The organism is Streptomyces sp. NPDC111744 (assembly GCF_055634995.1).
Genome location: NZ_JBVKCG010000003.1, coordinates 218,605 through 233,068, shown reverse-complemented (window position 1 = coordinate 233,068; position 14,464 = coordinate 218,605). Strand labels below are relative to the sequence as shown.

At 71.9% G+C, this 14,464-nt stretch carries 14 protein-coding genes; 8 read left to right on the top strand and 6 right to left on the bottom strand.

The genetic code is table 11. The features are described from left to right. Positions 1-57: 57 nt before the first annotated feature. On the bottom strand, positions 58-1,137 hold the full coding sequence (cobT, locus tag ACZ7OO_RS08295) for a nicotinate-nucleotide--dimethylbenzimidazole phosphoribosyltransferase (protein ID WP_471502753.1): 1,080 nt from the start codon (positions 1,135-1,137) through the stop codon (positions 58-60). A 142-nt stretch (positions 1,138-1,279) separates the two neighbouring features. Between cobT and ACZ7OO_RS08290 the strand changes: the two genes are divergently transcribed. Then, positions 1,280-2,254 carry a class I SAM-dependent methyltransferase gene (locus ACZ7OO_RS08290; RefSeq protein WP_471502751.1) on the top strand — a complete coding sequence of 325 codons (975 nt, stop codon included), beginning with the start codon at positions 1,280-1,282 and terminating at the stop codon, positions 2,252-2,254. Positions 2,255-2,325: 71 nt separating this feature from the next. Here the strand turns inward: ACZ7OO_RS08290 and ACZ7OO_RS08285 are convergent, their stop codons facing one another. Further along, positions 2,326-3,525 carry a bifunctional adenosylcobinamide kinase/adenosylcobinamide-phosphate guanylyltransferase gene (locus ACZ7OO_RS08285; protein WP_471502749.1) on the bottom strand — a complete coding sequence of 400 codons (1,200 nt, stop codon included), beginning with the start codon at positions 3,523-3,525 and terminating at the stop codon, positions 2,326-2,328. A gap of 112 nt (positions 3,526-3,637) precedes the next feature. On the opposite strand from ACZ7OO_RS08285, the gene ACZ7OO_RS08280 reads away from it, so the two are divergent. Beyond that, positions 3,638-3,850 (top strand): hypothetical protein, encoded by a 213-nt coding sequence (locus ACZ7OO_RS08280; RefSeq protein WP_471502747.1) that lies wholly within the window; start codon positions 3,638-3,640, stop codon positions 3,848-3,850. Positions 3,851-3,892: 42 nt separating this feature from the next. Here ACZ7OO_RS08280 and ACZ7OO_RS08275 read toward each other — a convergent pair whose 3' ends face one another. The 3 genes from ACZ7OO_RS08275 to ACZ7OO_RS08265 all read right to left on the bottom strand — a co-directional run bounded on the left by ACZ7OO_RS08275 (position 3,893) and on the right by ACZ7OO_RS08265 (position 6,520). After that, the gene (locus tag ACZ7OO_RS08275; protein ID WP_471502745.1) at positions 3,893-4,990 is read right to left on the bottom strand and encodes a S1C family serine protease; all 1,098 of its coding nucleotides are present in this window, start codon (positions 4,988-4,990) and stop codon (positions 3,893-3,895) included. A 70-nt stretch (positions 4,991-5,060) separates the two neighbouring features. Next, positions 5,061-5,762, bottom strand: coding sequence for a class I SAM-dependent methyltransferase (locus ACZ7OO_RS08270; protein WP_471502743.1), 702 nt, complete (start codon positions 5,760-5,762; stop codon positions 5,061-5,063). An 83-nt stretch (positions 5,763-5,845) separates the two neighbouring features. Beyond that, complete coding sequence (locus ACZ7OO_RS08265) at positions 5,846-6,520, bottom strand: DUF3043 domain-containing protein (RefSeq protein WP_471502741.1); 675 nt, start codon at positions 6,518-6,520, stop codon at positions 5,846-5,848. 284 nt (positions 6,521-6,804) lie between these two features. On the opposite strand from ACZ7OO_RS08265, the gene ACZ7OO_RS08260 reads away from it, so the two are divergent. The 5 genes from ACZ7OO_RS08260 to ACZ7OO_RS08240 all read left to right on the top strand — a co-directional run bounded on the left by ACZ7OO_RS08260 (position 6,805) and on the right by ACZ7OO_RS08240 (position 12,609). Further along, entirely contained in the window at positions 6,805-7,596 is a 792-nt protein-coding gene (locus ACZ7OO_RS08260) for a PspA/IM30 family protein (RefSeq protein ID WP_471502739.1), read from the top strand. A gap of 28 nt (positions 7,597-7,624) precedes the next feature. Further along, positions 7,625-7,903: a PspA-associated protein PspAA gene (gene pspAA / locus ACZ7OO_RS08255; RefSeq protein WP_471503388.1), complete on the top strand. Its 279-nt coding sequence runs from the start codon at positions 7,625-7,627 to the stop codon at positions 7,901-7,903. Between the two features lie 287 nt (positions 7,904-8,190). Further along, positions 8,191-9,435 (top strand): sensor histidine kinase, encoded by a 1,245-nt coding sequence (locus ACZ7OO_RS08250; RefSeq protein ID WP_471502737.1) that lies wholly within the window; start codon positions 8,191-8,193, stop codon positions 9,433-9,435. After that, positions 9,432-10,115, top strand: coding sequence for a response regulator (locus ACZ7OO_RS08245; RefSeq protein ID WP_471502735.1), 684 nt, complete (start codon positions 9,432-9,434; stop codon positions 10,113-10,115). The genes ACZ7OO_RS08250 and ACZ7OO_RS08245 overlap by 4 nt, the downstream gene beginning before the upstream one ends. 277 nt (positions 10,116-10,392) lie before the next feature. Beyond that, entirely contained in the window at positions 10,393-12,609 is a 2,217-nt protein-coding gene (locus ACZ7OO_RS08240) for a protein kinase domain-containing protein (RefSeq protein WP_471502733.1), read from the top strand. A 15-nt stretch (positions 12,610-12,624) separates the two neighbouring features. On the opposite strand, the gene nadA is transcribed toward ACZ7OO_RS08240, so the two are convergent. Further along, positions 12,625-13,821 carry a quinolinate synthase NadA gene (nadA, locus tag ACZ7OO_RS08235; RefSeq protein ID WP_471502731.1) on the bottom strand — a complete coding sequence of 399 codons (1,197 nt, stop codon included), beginning with the start codon at positions 13,819-13,821 and terminating at the stop codon, positions 12,625-12,627. Between the two features lie 240 nt (positions 13,822-14,061). On the opposite strand from nadA, the gene ACZ7OO_RS08230 reads away from it, so the two are divergent. Then, positions 14,062-14,418, top strand: coding sequence for an iron-sulfur cluster assembly accessory protein (locus ACZ7OO_RS08230; RefSeq protein ID WP_030951236.1), 357 nt, complete (start codon positions 14,062-14,064; stop codon positions 14,416-14,418). Positions 14,419-14,464 lie beyond the last annotated feature (46 nt).

Genomic DNA, 14,464 nt, shown 5'->3' with positions numbered 1-14,464 from the left:
GAGATGGATCATATGGGTGCTCCCGCGACGAACCGCGCCACACGCAGGGACCTCTCCCTACTCCTCCGGCTTCTCCTCCGACTCCGGATTCTGCGGCTTCTCCGGGAGTTCCGCCGCCAGCGCCGCCGCGGACTGGACCAGCGGAAGGGCGAGCAGTGCTCCCGCTCCCTCGCCCACCGTCACGCCCTGTTCAAGCAGCGGCTCCAGGGCCATCCGGTCCAGCGCCTTGGCCTGGCCCGGCTCCCCGCTGTCATGGCCGGCCAGCCACCAGTCCGGCGCCCGGAACGCGATCCGCTGGGCGACCAGCGCACACGCGGCCGCCACGACCCCGTCCAGCACCACCGGCAGCTTCCGTACCGCCGCCTGCAACAGGAACCCGGTCATCGCCGCCAGGTCGGCCCCGCCGACCGTCGCCAGCAACTGCAACTGGTCCCCGAGCACCGGCCGCGCCCGCCGCAACGCGTCCCGGATCGCCGCACACTTCCGCATCCACGCGAGGTCGTCGATGGCGACCCCGCCCCGCCCGGTCACCACGGACGCGTCGGTCCCGCACAGCGCCGCGACCAGCACGCAGGCCGCCGTGGTCCCCCCGACGCTCACATCGCCGAGCACCACCAGATCGGTCCCGGAGTCGGCCTCCCCGTCGGCCAGCGCCACGCCCGTCCGGAAGGCCGCCTCGGCCTCCTCCAGGGTCAGCGCGTCCTCGAAGTCGATACGGCCGCTGCCCCGCCGCACCCGGTGTCGTACCACCTCCGCGGGCAGCGTGTCCGGGTCGCAGTCCAGCGCCATGTCGACGATCCGCAGGGGCACCCCGAGCCGCCGGGCCAGCACCGCCACCGGGCTGGCCCCCTCAAGGATCGCCCGCACCAGCAGCCCGGCGCTGCCCGCCGGCCGCGCGGACACGCCGAGTTCGGCGACGCCGTGGTCACCGGCGAAGAGAAGGACCCGCGGCCGTTCGACCGGCCGTACCGGCACGGAACCCTGTGCGGCGGCCAGCCACTCACCCAGGTCGTCGAGGCGGCCCAGCGATCCGGGCGGCACGATCAGCCGCTCCCGGCGCGCCTCTGCGTCACGGCGCACACCGCCGTCGGGGCGCTCGATCAGATCGGTGAAGTCGTCGAGATTAAGCGAGCTCATTCGCCGAACAGTACCGGCACCGAACGAACGGTTCGGTGCCAGATCGCCACCACACCCGCACGGCGTCTTGGCAGGCAAGATCGGTATCCCATACGTTCCGGTTTGCAGTGGATTGCGTACAAGGGAGCACAGGGAGCCGCCCATGTCGCCAAGACCCGAACTCCTCCCGGGCACCGACGGGTTCCACGAGCCGCGCCGCGAGGACTGCCCCTGGTGCGGCTCCAGACGCCTGCGCACCCGTCTGCGCACGCCCGACCTCCTCCATCAGCGGCCCGGCAGGTTCGTCGTCGACGAGTGCCGCGACTGCGCCCACGCCTTCCAGAACCCCCGGCTGACCGCAGTGGGCTTCACCCTCTACCACCGGGACTACTACGAGGGCCGTCTGGAGGACTACACCGACCGCCTTCTTGCGACCCGCGGCGGCCGCCGCCGGCACCGCGCCGCCGCCCACGCCATGCTGGCCCTGACGGAGCCGGAGAGCTGGCTGGACGTCGGGACGGGCCACGCCCACTTCCCCCGTACGGCGAAGGAACTCTTCACGTACACGTCCTTCGACGGCCTGGACTCGACCCTCCGGGTGGTGTGGGCCCAGGCCGAGGGGCACATCGAGGAGGCCCACTGCGGCCACCTGACCGCACCGGATGTTCTCGCCCGGCTGCGCGCCCGCTACGACGTCGTCAGCATGTTCCGGCACCTGGAACACGCCCCCGACCCACGCGCCGAACTCCGCGCGGCCCTCGCGGCGCTGCGGCCCGGCGGCCACCTCCTGATCGACGTCGCGAACCCGCGCAGCGCCTTCGGCGCGCTTCTCGGCAAGTGGTGGCTCCCGTACGGCCAGCCCCGCCATCTGCACCTGGTGCCGCCGGCCAACCTGCGGGCGGAACTGGAGTCCCAGGGCTGCGAGATCCTGAAAGCCGACCGGAAAGCGCCCCACATCCCGTACGACATCTCGGCGGCGCTCACCCTGGCGCTGGGCCGGGTGCTGCCGAAGCGGTGGCTGGGGGCGACGGCCCCGCTGGTGGCCGTGGCGGCAGCCGTCGACCAGGCCTTGGCCCCCTTGCTGCGCCGCACACCCTTCTCCAACGGGTACCGGATCATCGCGAGAAAGGGGCGGTGACGGGCCGTTGCGCGGCTGCTGGTTGGTGCGGACTGGTCGCGCAGTTCCCCGCGCCCCCAAGGGGCGCTCCACTACCGCAACACCACCGCCTGCCCGGCCACCACCAGCACCACCTGCTCGCACTCGTCCGCGAACGCCGCGTTCAGCCGGCCCAGTTCATCCCGGTACCGCCGCCCCGACGCCGTGGCCGGCACGATCCCCGACCCCACCTCGTTGGACACCGCGACCACCGTCCGCCGGGTCGAGCGCACCGCCTCCGTCAGCTCCCGCACCCGCTCCCGCAGCGCCTTCTCCCCGCCCGACGCCCAATCCGTGTCGTCCCAGGCCCCGACGGAGTCCATCGCGTCCGTCAGCCACAGCGACAGACAGTCCACCAGCAGCGGCGGCCCGTCCTGCGCCAGCAACGGCACCAGGTCGCACGTCTCCGTCGTACGCCACGACCCCGGCCGCCGCTCCCGGTGCGCGGCCACCCGCGCCGACCACTCGGTGTCCCCGCCGCGCGTCCCGCCCGTGGCGACGTACAGCACGTCGGGGAAGGACTCCAGCCGCCGCTCGGCCTCCACGGACTTGCCGGACCGCGCGCCGCCCAGCACCAGCGTCCGGCGCGGAACGTCGGGCACTTCCTCGTACACCCCCACCGTCAGCGTCGTACCGTCCGGCACGGCCCGCGCCCCGGCCGCGGCCAGCCGCCGGCGCAACTCCGGTCCGGGCGGCACGTCGTGGTCGAGATGGACGGCGATGATGTCCGTCGTCGGTCCCACCGAGCCGACCGCCCGCAGCCGCGCCAGCGCGTCCGGGCGCCCCACGACGTCCAGGAGTGCCATGTCGTAGGACTCCGCGCTCCCGTTCTCCAGCCCGGCCGGGGCGCTGCCCGGCGGCAGGTACAGCAGCCGCAGCCCGGCGGGTCCGGTCACCGCGTACCCGGTGCCGCCCGCGTCCATCGCCAGCGCCCGCACCCGGTGCCCGGTCAGCAGCGACAGCTCCCGCCCGTCCGGCACCCGCCCCGGCTGCGGCAGCCCGGCCGGCACCTCGACGGCGGGCCCGTCGTGCGGATGCGACAGCAGCACCTGCCGGACACCCCCGAGCGTCCGCCCGGCCCGCGCCGCCGCGAACGCCGCGCCCGGCGTCAGATCGAGCAGCAGCGTTCCGTCGACGAGCACCGCCGTGGCGGCCCGGACGTCCTCCCCGACGGCGCAGGCACAGGCCGCGCAGGGACAGTCCGGGCGGGGCAGACCCGCGGGAGCACCGGTACCGAGCAAAGTCACTTCCACGCCCTGATTTTCACCCGACGCGACGAGTCCTGCCCTCAGGGGTAGTCCCGAAGGGGTCCTGCACCCTGCACTGACCACATACGATGCACCAGTTGGATCAAAGGAGGCCTACATGACGGCATGGACGTGGCGGTTCGAGAAGGCCGACGGGACGGAGGTCCAGCCCGCGGTGGAACCCGAGGAGTTCACCACCCAGGGCGACGCCGAGTCCTGGATCGGCGAGCAGTGGAAGGCCCTGCTGGCCGGCGGCGCCGACCAGGTGTGGCTCTACGAGGACACCACCGAGATCTACGGCCCGATGAGCCTGCACGCGGACGGGTCCTGAGAGGTGCCGGTCAGGGGCGGCCCCGCACGGGCCGCCCCGCCGTCACTGCTCGCCCAGGGTCACATCCACCGTCCGTTCGACGCCGTTCCGGCTGTACGTCACCGTCGTCTTCTGCCCCGGCCGGTCCACGGCGAGCGACTCGGCCAGTGAGGTGATGGTGGTGATGTCGTCGCCACCCACCTTGGTGATGATGTCCCCGGGCCTGATGCCCGCCTTGTCGGCCGCGTCGCCCTTCTTCACGGTCACGACGGCGACCCCGGCCGGCTGGTAGTTCACGTCGACGACCGTGCGCCCGCTGATGCCGAGCGCGGCCCGCCCCGAGTCGACCACCTTGCCCTGCTTGATGATCTGGTCGGCGACCGTCTTCACCATCGACGCCGGGATGGCGAACCCGATCCCGGGCGCCGCACTGCCCCCGAGGTCGGGGTCGCTCGCGGCGAGCGTCGGGATGCCGATGATCTGGCCGTCCAGGTTGACCAGGGCTCCGCCGCTGTTTCCGGGGTTGATGGCGGCCGAGGTCTGCACCATGTTGGGGATGGTGGCGCCCGTACCGCCGCCCTCGGCGTTCTCGCTGACGGTCCGTCCGGTCGCCGACACGATGCCCTCGGTGACGCTGGACGACAGCCCGAGCGGCGAGCCCATGGCGAGCGTGATCTGCCCGACCTCGACCTTCTCGCTGTCCCCGAAGGTGGCCGCCCTCAGCCCGTCCGGGAGCTTGTCGAGCCTGATGACCGCCAGGTCCTGCTCGGGGTAGGAGTAGACGAGCGTCGCGGTGAGCGGCTCCTCGTTGTTGGCGGTCGTCACCCGGAACTTCTTCTCGCCCTGGACGACGTGCGCGTTGGTGACGATGTGCCCGTTGCCGTCGTAGACCACGCCCGAGCCCAGGTCCCTGCTGGCCTGGATCTGCACGACCGACGGCAGGACCTGCTTGATCACCTTCTGGTACTGGTTCTGCAGATCGGCCGCCGCCATGGGAACGGCCGCCACCTGGGCGGCTTGTGCGGTCGTGCTGTCCCCGGCCGTGTCGCTGTCGAAGGCGGAACAGCCGGAGACGAGGGCGAGGCAGCAGACGAGGGCGAGGCAGCAGGAGCCGAGCAGGGCGGCCGTACGGAAGGACCGGTGGGTACGGGAAACGTCCATGCCCCGAGTCTTGTCGTAGGGTGCCGGTCCGGCTCGTGCTGCTGACCCGAACGAGCAGCACACGACGCTGTCAGCCGCGGACCCCGCACAGATGCAGCAGCGCCGCGACCGCCCGGTACGGATCCGTCCGCCCGGCCCGCTCCTCCACCGCGAGCAGCGTCTCCACGTCGGCCGGTACCTGGGCGCCGTCCACGGCCGTGTCCGTGAACACCCGTACCCCGTACCAGGAGTGCAGCGGCGCACCGATGCCGGCGAGTGCGGCGGTGAGGGTGCTCAGCCGGTCGGCCCGCACCTCCAGGCCCAGCCGGTTGCGATAGGAGACGGTGTCGAAAGCGCCCAGTGCCCCCGCCCAGTCCCCGCTCAGCCCCGGCCGCATGGCCAGCGCGTCGGCGTTGCGCACCAGCAGCGACAGCAGCCCGCCCGGGGCCAGCATCCGGGCCAGCCCGGCCAGCAGCGCGTCCGGCTCCTCGACGTACATCAGCACACCGTGGCAGAGCACCACGTCGAAGCTGCCCGGCAGAAAGTGGACACCCGTGTCCCGCCCGTCCCCCTGGACGATCCGCACCCGCTCGCGGATCCCCTCCGGCTCACCGGCCAGGGCCTCCCGCGCGGCCTCGATCATCGTCGGTTCCCGCTCGACACCGGTCACCTGGTGCCCGGTCCGGGCCAGCCGCAGCGCCTGCGTGCCCTGGCCCATCCCCACGTCGAGCACGCGCAGCCGCTGCCCGACCGGGAACCGCCCGGCTATCTGCTCGTCGAGCTGCCGGGCCACCAGCTCCTGTCGTACGACATCACGCAGCCCGCCCAGCCCGGTTTGCCAGGCCCTCGCCGCACCCCCGGAGAAAGGCTCTGTGCTCAGGGCCGCTCTCCGCGCTTGACCTGCGGCTTGGGCAGCCGGAGCCGGCGCATCTGCAGGGAGCGCATCAGACCGTAGGCGACGGCGCCCTTCCTGTTCTGGTCCGGGAAGCGCTCGGCCAGCCGCTTCTTCAGGCGGAAGCCGCTGACGGCCGCGTCGAGCACGATCAGCACGATGACGACCAGCCACAGCAGCAGCGCGATGTTCTTGATCGCCGCGTTGTTGACCACGCTCATGACCAGGATGATCACGGCCAGCGGCAGGAAGAACTCCGCCACGTTGAAGCGTGAGTCGACCCAGTCGCGGGCGAGCTTGCGGACCGGGCCCTTGTCACGGGCCGGCAGGTACCGCTCGTCGCCGGTGGCCAGCGCCTGGCGCTGGCGCTCCATGGCGGCGCGCCGGTCCTCGCGCTGACGCTTGGCGGCGTCCTTGCGGTTCGTCGGCGTGTTGGCCACGCTGCGGCGCTGGGTCTGGGCCTCACTGCGCTTGGGCGTGGGCCTGCCCTTGGGCGCCTGCGGGTCACGGGTCTGCTTGGAGTCGGTCACGACCGCCTTGTCGGCGGGGGCCTTCTCATCCTTGGCACGGCTACGGAACACAAAACACAAGGGTACGGGGTGGCGGGGTGTGGGCCCTAGTCCGGCGGGGAACGATCCCGCAACGTCAGTCGTCTCCATTAGGGGACAGAGGGGACGTTGCAGACGGTTCGCTCGGGCCGTACGCCGTTGGTATGGCGTTGTACGAGGGTTGTACGGCGGTTGCGCGCGGGTTCACCGGGGGGCCGCCCGGGAGAACTGGGGGGCCACCTACTACCTGTGCCGGAGCGGAGGCGACCGCAGTCGTCCTTGGGGATGAGCGCATCGGTCCCCGAACAGTGCGGTAATGGAGGCAGGGCCCGTACTGTGGGTTCTGTCGCAGGATCTGTGAGCTGGAGTCCGTCAGAAGGGGGCGCGCGAAGCCCATGAGCGGTGTCATGAAGCGTATGGGGATGATCTTCCGCGCGAAGGCGAACAAGGCCCTGGACAGGGCCGAGGACCCGCGCGAGACCCTCGATTACTCGTACCAGAAGCAGCTCGAGCTGCTCCAGAAGGTGCGCCGCGGGGTGGCCGACGTGGCCACCTCCCGCAAGCGGCTCGAACTCCAGCTGAACCAGCTCCAGCAGCAGTCCACCAAGCTGGAGGACCAGGGCCGCAAGGCGCTCGCGCTCGGCCGTGAGGACCTCGCCCGCGAGGCGCTGTCCCGCCGCGCCGCCCTCCAGCAGCAGGTGACCGACCTGGAGACCCAGCACTCCACCCTCCAGGGCGAGGAGGAGAAGCTCACCCTCGCGGCCCAGCGCCTCCAGGCCAAGGTGGACGCCTTCCGCACGAAGAAGGAGACCATCAAGGCCACCTACACCGCCGCCCAGGCCCAGACCCGCATCGGCGAGGCCTTCTCCGGCATCTCCGAGGAGATGGGCGACGTCGGCCTCGCCATCCAGCGCGCCGAGGACAAGACGCAGCAGCTCCAGGCCCGCGCCGGCGCCATCGACGAACTGCTCGCCTCCGGCGCCCTCGACGACCCGTCCGGTATGGCCAAGGACGACATCGCCGCCGAGCTGGACCGCCTCTCCGGTGGTACGGATGTAGAGCTGGAACTCCAGCGGATGAAGGCCGAGCTGGCCGGCGGCCAGCCGCAGCAGGCGATCGAGGGCGGCACCGGCCAGGGCCGGCAGACGCCGCAGCCGCAGGACACCCCGCGCTTCGACAAGCAGTAGCCGACGCCTGGAGGGCGACATGGCCGACATGGTCGTAAGGATCATGGGGGAGGGCCAGGTGAGGCTGGCCGACAGCCACCTCACCGAACTGAACAAGCTGGACGACGACCTCCTGGCGGAGACGGAGTCCGGCGACGAGACAGCCTTCCGCCGCACCCTGGGCGCCCTCCTGGACAAGGTCCGCGAACTGGGCACCCCGCTCCCGGACGACGCCCTGGAACCCTCGGACCTGATCCTCCCCTCCCCGGACGCCACCCTGGAGGAGGTCCGGGCCTTCCTGAGGGACGACGGCCTCATCCCGGGCTGAGCCCGCGGAACCCCCGTCCACGCGCCCTCCCAGCCGATTCCCACGCCCACCCGGCTGTCGGAAGTCCGCGCTCGAAGGGCGGGCGGCGCTTGCTCCGGCCCGTGCGGCGTCCGCGAGCGCCGGCTGGGCGGTACCCCCCACTGTCCGGCCCGTCCGGCGTTCGAGGGCGAGGCCGTTCAGGCCGACGCGGGGGCCGGGGGCGGCAGCCTTCAGGGGCGGTGCCCCCGGTGGGCGGTACGGCGGTCGCTTCGGTTCCGGCCCGCACGCAGCCCCCGTACTGTTCACACGTGAGCCCCTTCGAAAGAGCCCGCTGCAGAGTCGGCGCCCATCCACTCGCCGTGGACGCGGTCATCGCCGCGGGCGCCCTCGTGTGCATGGTCGTCAGCTCTTTCGCCGTCCCGCACGGCGCGCACGGCGTCGCCTGGGGCATCCGCACCCCGGACACCCTCAGCCTGCTCCTGATGACGCTCGCCGCCGTCGCCCTGGTCTTCCGCCGGCACGCCCCGAAGACGGTCCTGGCCGTCACCGGCGCGGCCTCCGTCGTCGAGTGCGTCACCGGCGACCCCCGTGCCCCCGTCGCGATGGCGGCCGTCGTCGCCCTCTTCACCGTCGCCGCCGCCACCGACCGCCGCACCACCCTGCGGGCCGGCCTGCTCACCATGACCGTCCTGACCACCGCCGCGATGGCCGCGGGCCCCCTGCCGTGGTACGCCCAGGAGAACCTCGCGATCTTCGCCTGGACCGGCATCGGCGCCACCGCCGGGGACGCGGTCCGCAGCCGACGGGCCGTCGTCCAGGCCATCCGCGAACGCGCCGAGCGCGCCGAACGCACCCGTGAGGAGGAGGCCCGCCGCCGGGTCGCCGAGGAGCGGCTGCGCATCGCCCGCGATCTGCACGACGTCGTCGCCCACCACATCGCCCTGGTCAATGTGCAGGCGGGCGTGGCCGCGCATGTCATGGACAAGCGGCCCGACCAGGCCAAGGAGGCCCTCGCCCACGTCCGCGAGGCCAGCCGCTCCGCGCTCAACGAACTGCGCGCCACCGTCGGTCTGCTCCGCCAGTCCGGCGACCCCGAGGCCCCCACCGAACCCGCCCCCGGCCTGCACCTCCTCGAAGAGCTCGCCGACACCTTCCGCAACGCCGGCCTCCAGGTCGAGGTGGCCCGCGCCGACCAGGGCACCACCCTGCCCGCCGCCGTGGACCTCGCCGCCTACCGGATCATCCAGGAGGCCCTGACCAACGTGCAGAAGCACGCAGGCCCCGAGGCCAAGGCCGAGGTCAGCGTCGTACGCGTCGGACCGCACATCGAGGTCACCGTCCTCGACAACGGCTCCGGCGAGGACACCGTCCCCGAGGAAGGCGGCGGCCACGGCCTGCTCGGCATGCGCGAGCGCGTCACCGCCCTGCGCGGCACCCTCACCACCGGCCCCCGCTACGGCGGCGGCTTCCGCGTCCATGCCATCCTGCCGGTCAAGACCGACACCGACGACCGTACGAACCACCGCACGGCCGCCCTGGGGGATTCCATATGACGATCCGTGTCCTGCTCGCCGACGACCAGGCCCTGCTGCGCAGCGCGTTCCGCGTGCTCGTCGACTCCGAGCCCGACATGGAGGTGGTCGGCGAGGCCTCCGACGGCGCCGACGCGGTACGGCTGACCAGGGAGACCCGGGCCGACGTCGTCCTGATGGACATCCGGATGCCCGGCACGGACGGGCTGGCAGCCACCCGGCTCATCAGCGAGGACCCTTCCCTCGCCCAGGTCCGGGTCGTCATCCTGACCACCTTCGAGGTCGACGACTACGTCGTACAGGCGCTGCGCGCGGGCGCCTCCGGCTTTCTCGGCAAGGGCAGCGAACCCGAGGAACTCCTGAGCGCCATCCGGGTCGCCGCCGGCGGCGAGGCCCTGCTCTCCCCGACCGCCACCAAGGGGCTGATCGCCCGCTTCCTCGCCCAGGGCGACGCCGGCGGCGACGGCCGCGACCCGGCCCGCGCCGAACGGCTCGACGCGCTCACCTCACGCGAGCGCGAGGTCCTGGTCCAGGTCGCCGGCGGGCACTCCAACGACGAGATCGCCGAGCGCCTGGAGGTCAGCCCGCTGACCGTGAAGACGCACGTCAACCGGGCCATGGCCAAGCTGGGCGCCCGGGACCGGGCACAGCTCGTGGTGATCGCGTACGAGTCGGGGCTGGTCCGTCCGAGGACGGAGTGAACTCCACCCGGGCGTACCGCGGCCGGAGTAGGAGCCGGATAAAAGGACGGCACCCAGGACCGAAAAGAGACCCTGGCGAACCGGCGAAGACCGCCGAGGAACCGGAGCCCGCGCCCGTATGACGGTCCCACGGCCGTTCTGAACAGTCCCGCGGCCGTGTGACGGCCTGTTGAACGTCGGCCGGTTCCCGGGTCCCACCCGGGAACCGGCCGTCGGTGCGTTGTGGGTTCCGTATGCTGTCGGATCGAACTGCCATGCGGCGAAGGGGAGTTTCGGGGTGCCGCTGCACAAGGACGACCCGAGGACGATCGGCGGCCACCGGCTCGTCGACCGGCTCGGAGCCGGCGGCATGGGCGTCGTCTACCGGGGCAGGGCCCGCTCCGGGCGCGAGGTCGCCGTCAAGGTGGTGCACGCCCAGTACGCCCAGGACCCGGTCTTCCGGGCCCGGTTCCGGCAGGAGGTCGAGGCCGCGCGGCGGGTGAGCGGCGCCTTCACCGCGGCCGTGGTGGACGCCGACCCGGAGGCCGAACCGCCCTGGATGGCCACCCAGTACGTGCCCGGGCAGTCGCTCGCCGCCCGCATCCGCCACCGGGGCGCCCTGCGCGTCACCGAACTGCGGCCCCTGGCGCTGGGGCTGGTGGAGGCACTGCGGGACATCCACAGGGCCGGGGTCGTGCACCGCGACCTGAAACCGGCCAACGTCCTGATCGCCGAGGACGGCCCCCGCGTCATCGACTTCGGCATCTCCCGGGCCGCCGAGAACCACAACACCCTCACCGAGACCGGGCAGATGGTCGGCACCCCGCCGTTCATGTCCCCGGAGCAGTTCACCGACGCCCGTACGGTCGGCCCCGCCTCGGACGTCTTCTCGCTCGGCGCGCTGCTGGTGTACTGCGTCACCGGACGCGGTCCCTTCGACGCCGACAGCCCCTATCTGACCGGCTATCGCGTGGTTCACCACGAGCCCTTCCTGGACGGGGTGACCGGGCCGCTGCGCGCGGTCCTGGAGCGCTGCCTGGCCAAGGCACCCGCCGACCGGCCCGGACTCGACGAACTGGCGGCGGAGTTCGAGCGGGTCCTGCCGGAGCCGGGGCCCGGCGAACCGGAGACGCTGACCCTGCGCCTGCCCTCCGCGGTGGCGCCCGAAGTTCCGGCCCTCGGCGCCGACACGGCCCAGGACACCGGCGGCCGCCCACGCCGGCCCGCACTGCTCGTGGTCCCCGGCGTCCTGGCCGCCGCCCTGACCGGCCTCCTCCTGCTGGGCCCGTGGAACGGCGACGGCGAGGCCCACACCGGTGCCGCCGGGTCCTCGGCCTCCCGCTGGGGCAGCCTCCCCACCGGCTGGCAGCCCTGGCAGACCACCGTGTCCGCGGCCGCCGAGGACGGGGTGAAGAAGGCACCGGGCTACGAAGGCGACACCTCGCCCACCTGTGTGTCCGACGGCGGCTCCGTCTACTGCGGCGGCACCGCCCTGCTCCCGACCCGGGTCGACGCCACCACCGGCCGGACCCTCTGGCGCGCCGGCATCGCACCCGCGGGCGTGCCGGCCGACCGCTACATCACCACCGTCCTCGGCGTGGACGAGGGCCGGGTGCTGGTGGAGCTGACCGTCACCGACGGCGGCGGCCTGGGACAGGCCCAGTCCGTCCTCGCGCTCGACACCGGGAGCGGCACCAGGCTCTGGTCCCACGCGGTACGCACCGACAGCCTGGGCTCGGCCTACGCCGACGGGGTGACCCTCACTGAGGAAGGCGACGGCAGCACGGTGACCGTGCGCTCGGCGAAGGACGGCACAGTGCGCCGTACGATCCCCGTGCCCACCGGTTACCTCTGCTCGGCGATGGCCGCCGACGACCTTCCCTACGTGGAGTGCGCCGACCAGGAGGACGGCTCACACGCCACGAAGTTCTATGTCGTCGACCCCGACGGGCCGGTCCGCACCCTGACGTCCCCCGCCCAGCGGGCCGGCTTCGTGGGCGTGCTCTCCGGCCGGCTGGTCTTCCTGGAGACGGACGACAAGGAGGTCGACAACGGCCCCGACCTGATCTACACCCGCATCGTGCGCGTCGACCCCGACACGGGCAAACGCACCCTGACCTCCCTGCCCGAGCATTACCGGGGCGGGGTGCCCGCCCTGGCCCACGGCACCCTCTACCTCGCCACCTCCAGCGGCCTGGTCACCGCTTTCTCGCCCACCACCGGGGTCCGGCTGTGGAGCAGCCACACGACCCTGGAGTCGCCTGGCCAGGCCTCGGTGGACGCGAGCGGACGCACGGTGTACCTGGCCGGCGCGAGCGGGCGGGTGGTCGCGCTCGACGCGGCCAAGGGCACCCGGCTGTGGGAGTCCTCCGCACGCGCCGAGGTCCTGGGCAACAGCGGGCTGCTGCCGACCGTGTGGTTCAACCGGGGCGCCCTGGTCCTCTCGACCTCCGACGGCACGATCTTCACCGTCGACCCGGCGCACCCCGGGCGGAAACCCGTCGACCCGGGGTGACACGCGGTCGTACGGCTACGGCAGCGCCAGCATCCGCTCCAGCGCCAGCTTGGCGAACGCCTCCGTCTCCTTGTCGACCTCGATGCGGTTGACCAGGTTGCCCTCGGCCAGCGACTCAAGGGTCCAGACCAGGTGGGGGAGGTCGATGCGGTTCATGGTGGAGCAGAAGCAGACGGTCTTGTCGAGGAAGACGATCTCCTTGCCCTCAGGGGCGAAACGGTTCGCCAGCCGGCGGACCAGGTTCAGCTCCGTGCCGATCGCCCACTTGGAGCCGGCCGGGGCCGCTTCCAGGGCCTTGATGATGTACTCGGTCGAACCGACGTAGTCCGCCGCCGCCACGACCTCGTGTTTGCACTCGGGGTGGACCAGGACGTTCACCCCGGGGATACGGGAGCGTACGTCCGCCACGGACTCCAGGCTGAAACGGCCGTGGACCGAGCAGTGGCCGCGCCACAGGATCATCTTCGCGGCCCGCAGCTCGTCGGCCGTGAGCCCGCCGTTCGGCTTGTGCGGGTTGTAGACCACGCAGTCGTCCAGGGACATGCCCAGGTCACGGACGGCGGTGTTGCGGCCAAGGTGCTGGTCCGGCAGGAACAGCACCTTCGTCGCCGAGGGCTCGCCCTGCTGGAAGGCCCACTCCAGGGCCCGCTTCGCGTTGGACGAGGTGCAGATGGTGCCGCCGTGCTTGCCCGTGAACGCCTTGATGTCCGCGGACGAGTTCATGTACGAGACGGGGACGACCTGCTCGGCTATCCCGGCCTCCGTCAGCACGTCCCAGCACTCGGCGACCTGTTCGGCCGTCGCCATGTCGGCCATGGAGCAGCCGGCCGCCAGGTCGGGGAGGACCACCTTCTGGTCGTCCGAGGTCAAGATGTCGGCGGACTCGGCCATGAAGTGCACACCGCAGAAGACGATGTACTCGGCCTCCGGGCGGGCGGCCGCGTCCCGGGCCAGCTTGAAGGAGTCGCCCGTGACATCGGCGAACTGGATGACCTCGTCACGCTGGTAGTGGTGGCCGAGCACGAAGACCTTGTCGCCGAGCTTCTCCTTGGCCGCGCGGGCGCGCGCGACCAGGTCCGGGTCGGACGGCGAGGGCAGGTCGCCGGGACACTCGACGCCCCGCTCGCTCTTCGGGTCGGCCTCACGGCCGAGCAGCAGCAGGGCGAGCGGAGTCGGCTGTACGTCGAGCTCGGTGGTCTGGGCGGTGGTCACGACACGCACCCTTTCTACTTTTCGTCGTTCTGACGTTATCTATCATAACTGCTTCACGTCACTTTGACGATGCCCATTGCGTCCATGTGACGTGAATCCCGGTCGCGGGTATGTGCGAGCATGAAGAGGTAGAGAACAAGCGAAAACGCGAGAAGACGAACGCCGGCCCGGAATGAAACAGCGGACCCGCCGGTTGCACTCGTCGGCAAGCAGTCTCCGTACAACCCGGGAGAGATGTAGATGTCCGTATCGGACGAGACCAGCACCGCCACCGACGGCATCATCCTGAGCGACGCCGCCGCGGCCAAGGTCAAGGCCCTGCTCGACCAGGAAGGCCGCGACGACCTCGCCCTCCGTGTGGCCGTCCAGCCCGGTGGCTGCTCCGGCCTGCGCTACCAGCTCTTCTTCGACGAGCGTTCCCTCGACGGTGACGTCGTCAAGGACTTCGGCGGGGTCAAGGTCGTCACCGACCGTATGAGCGCTCCCTACCTGGGCGGCGCGTCGATCGACTTCGTCGACACCATCGAGAAGCAGGGCTTCACGATCGACAACCCGAACGCGACCGGCTCCTGCGCCTGCGGCGACTCCTTCAGCTAAGTCGGTACGGCAGAGCAGAACGAAGGCGGCGGCCCCTCTTGGAGGG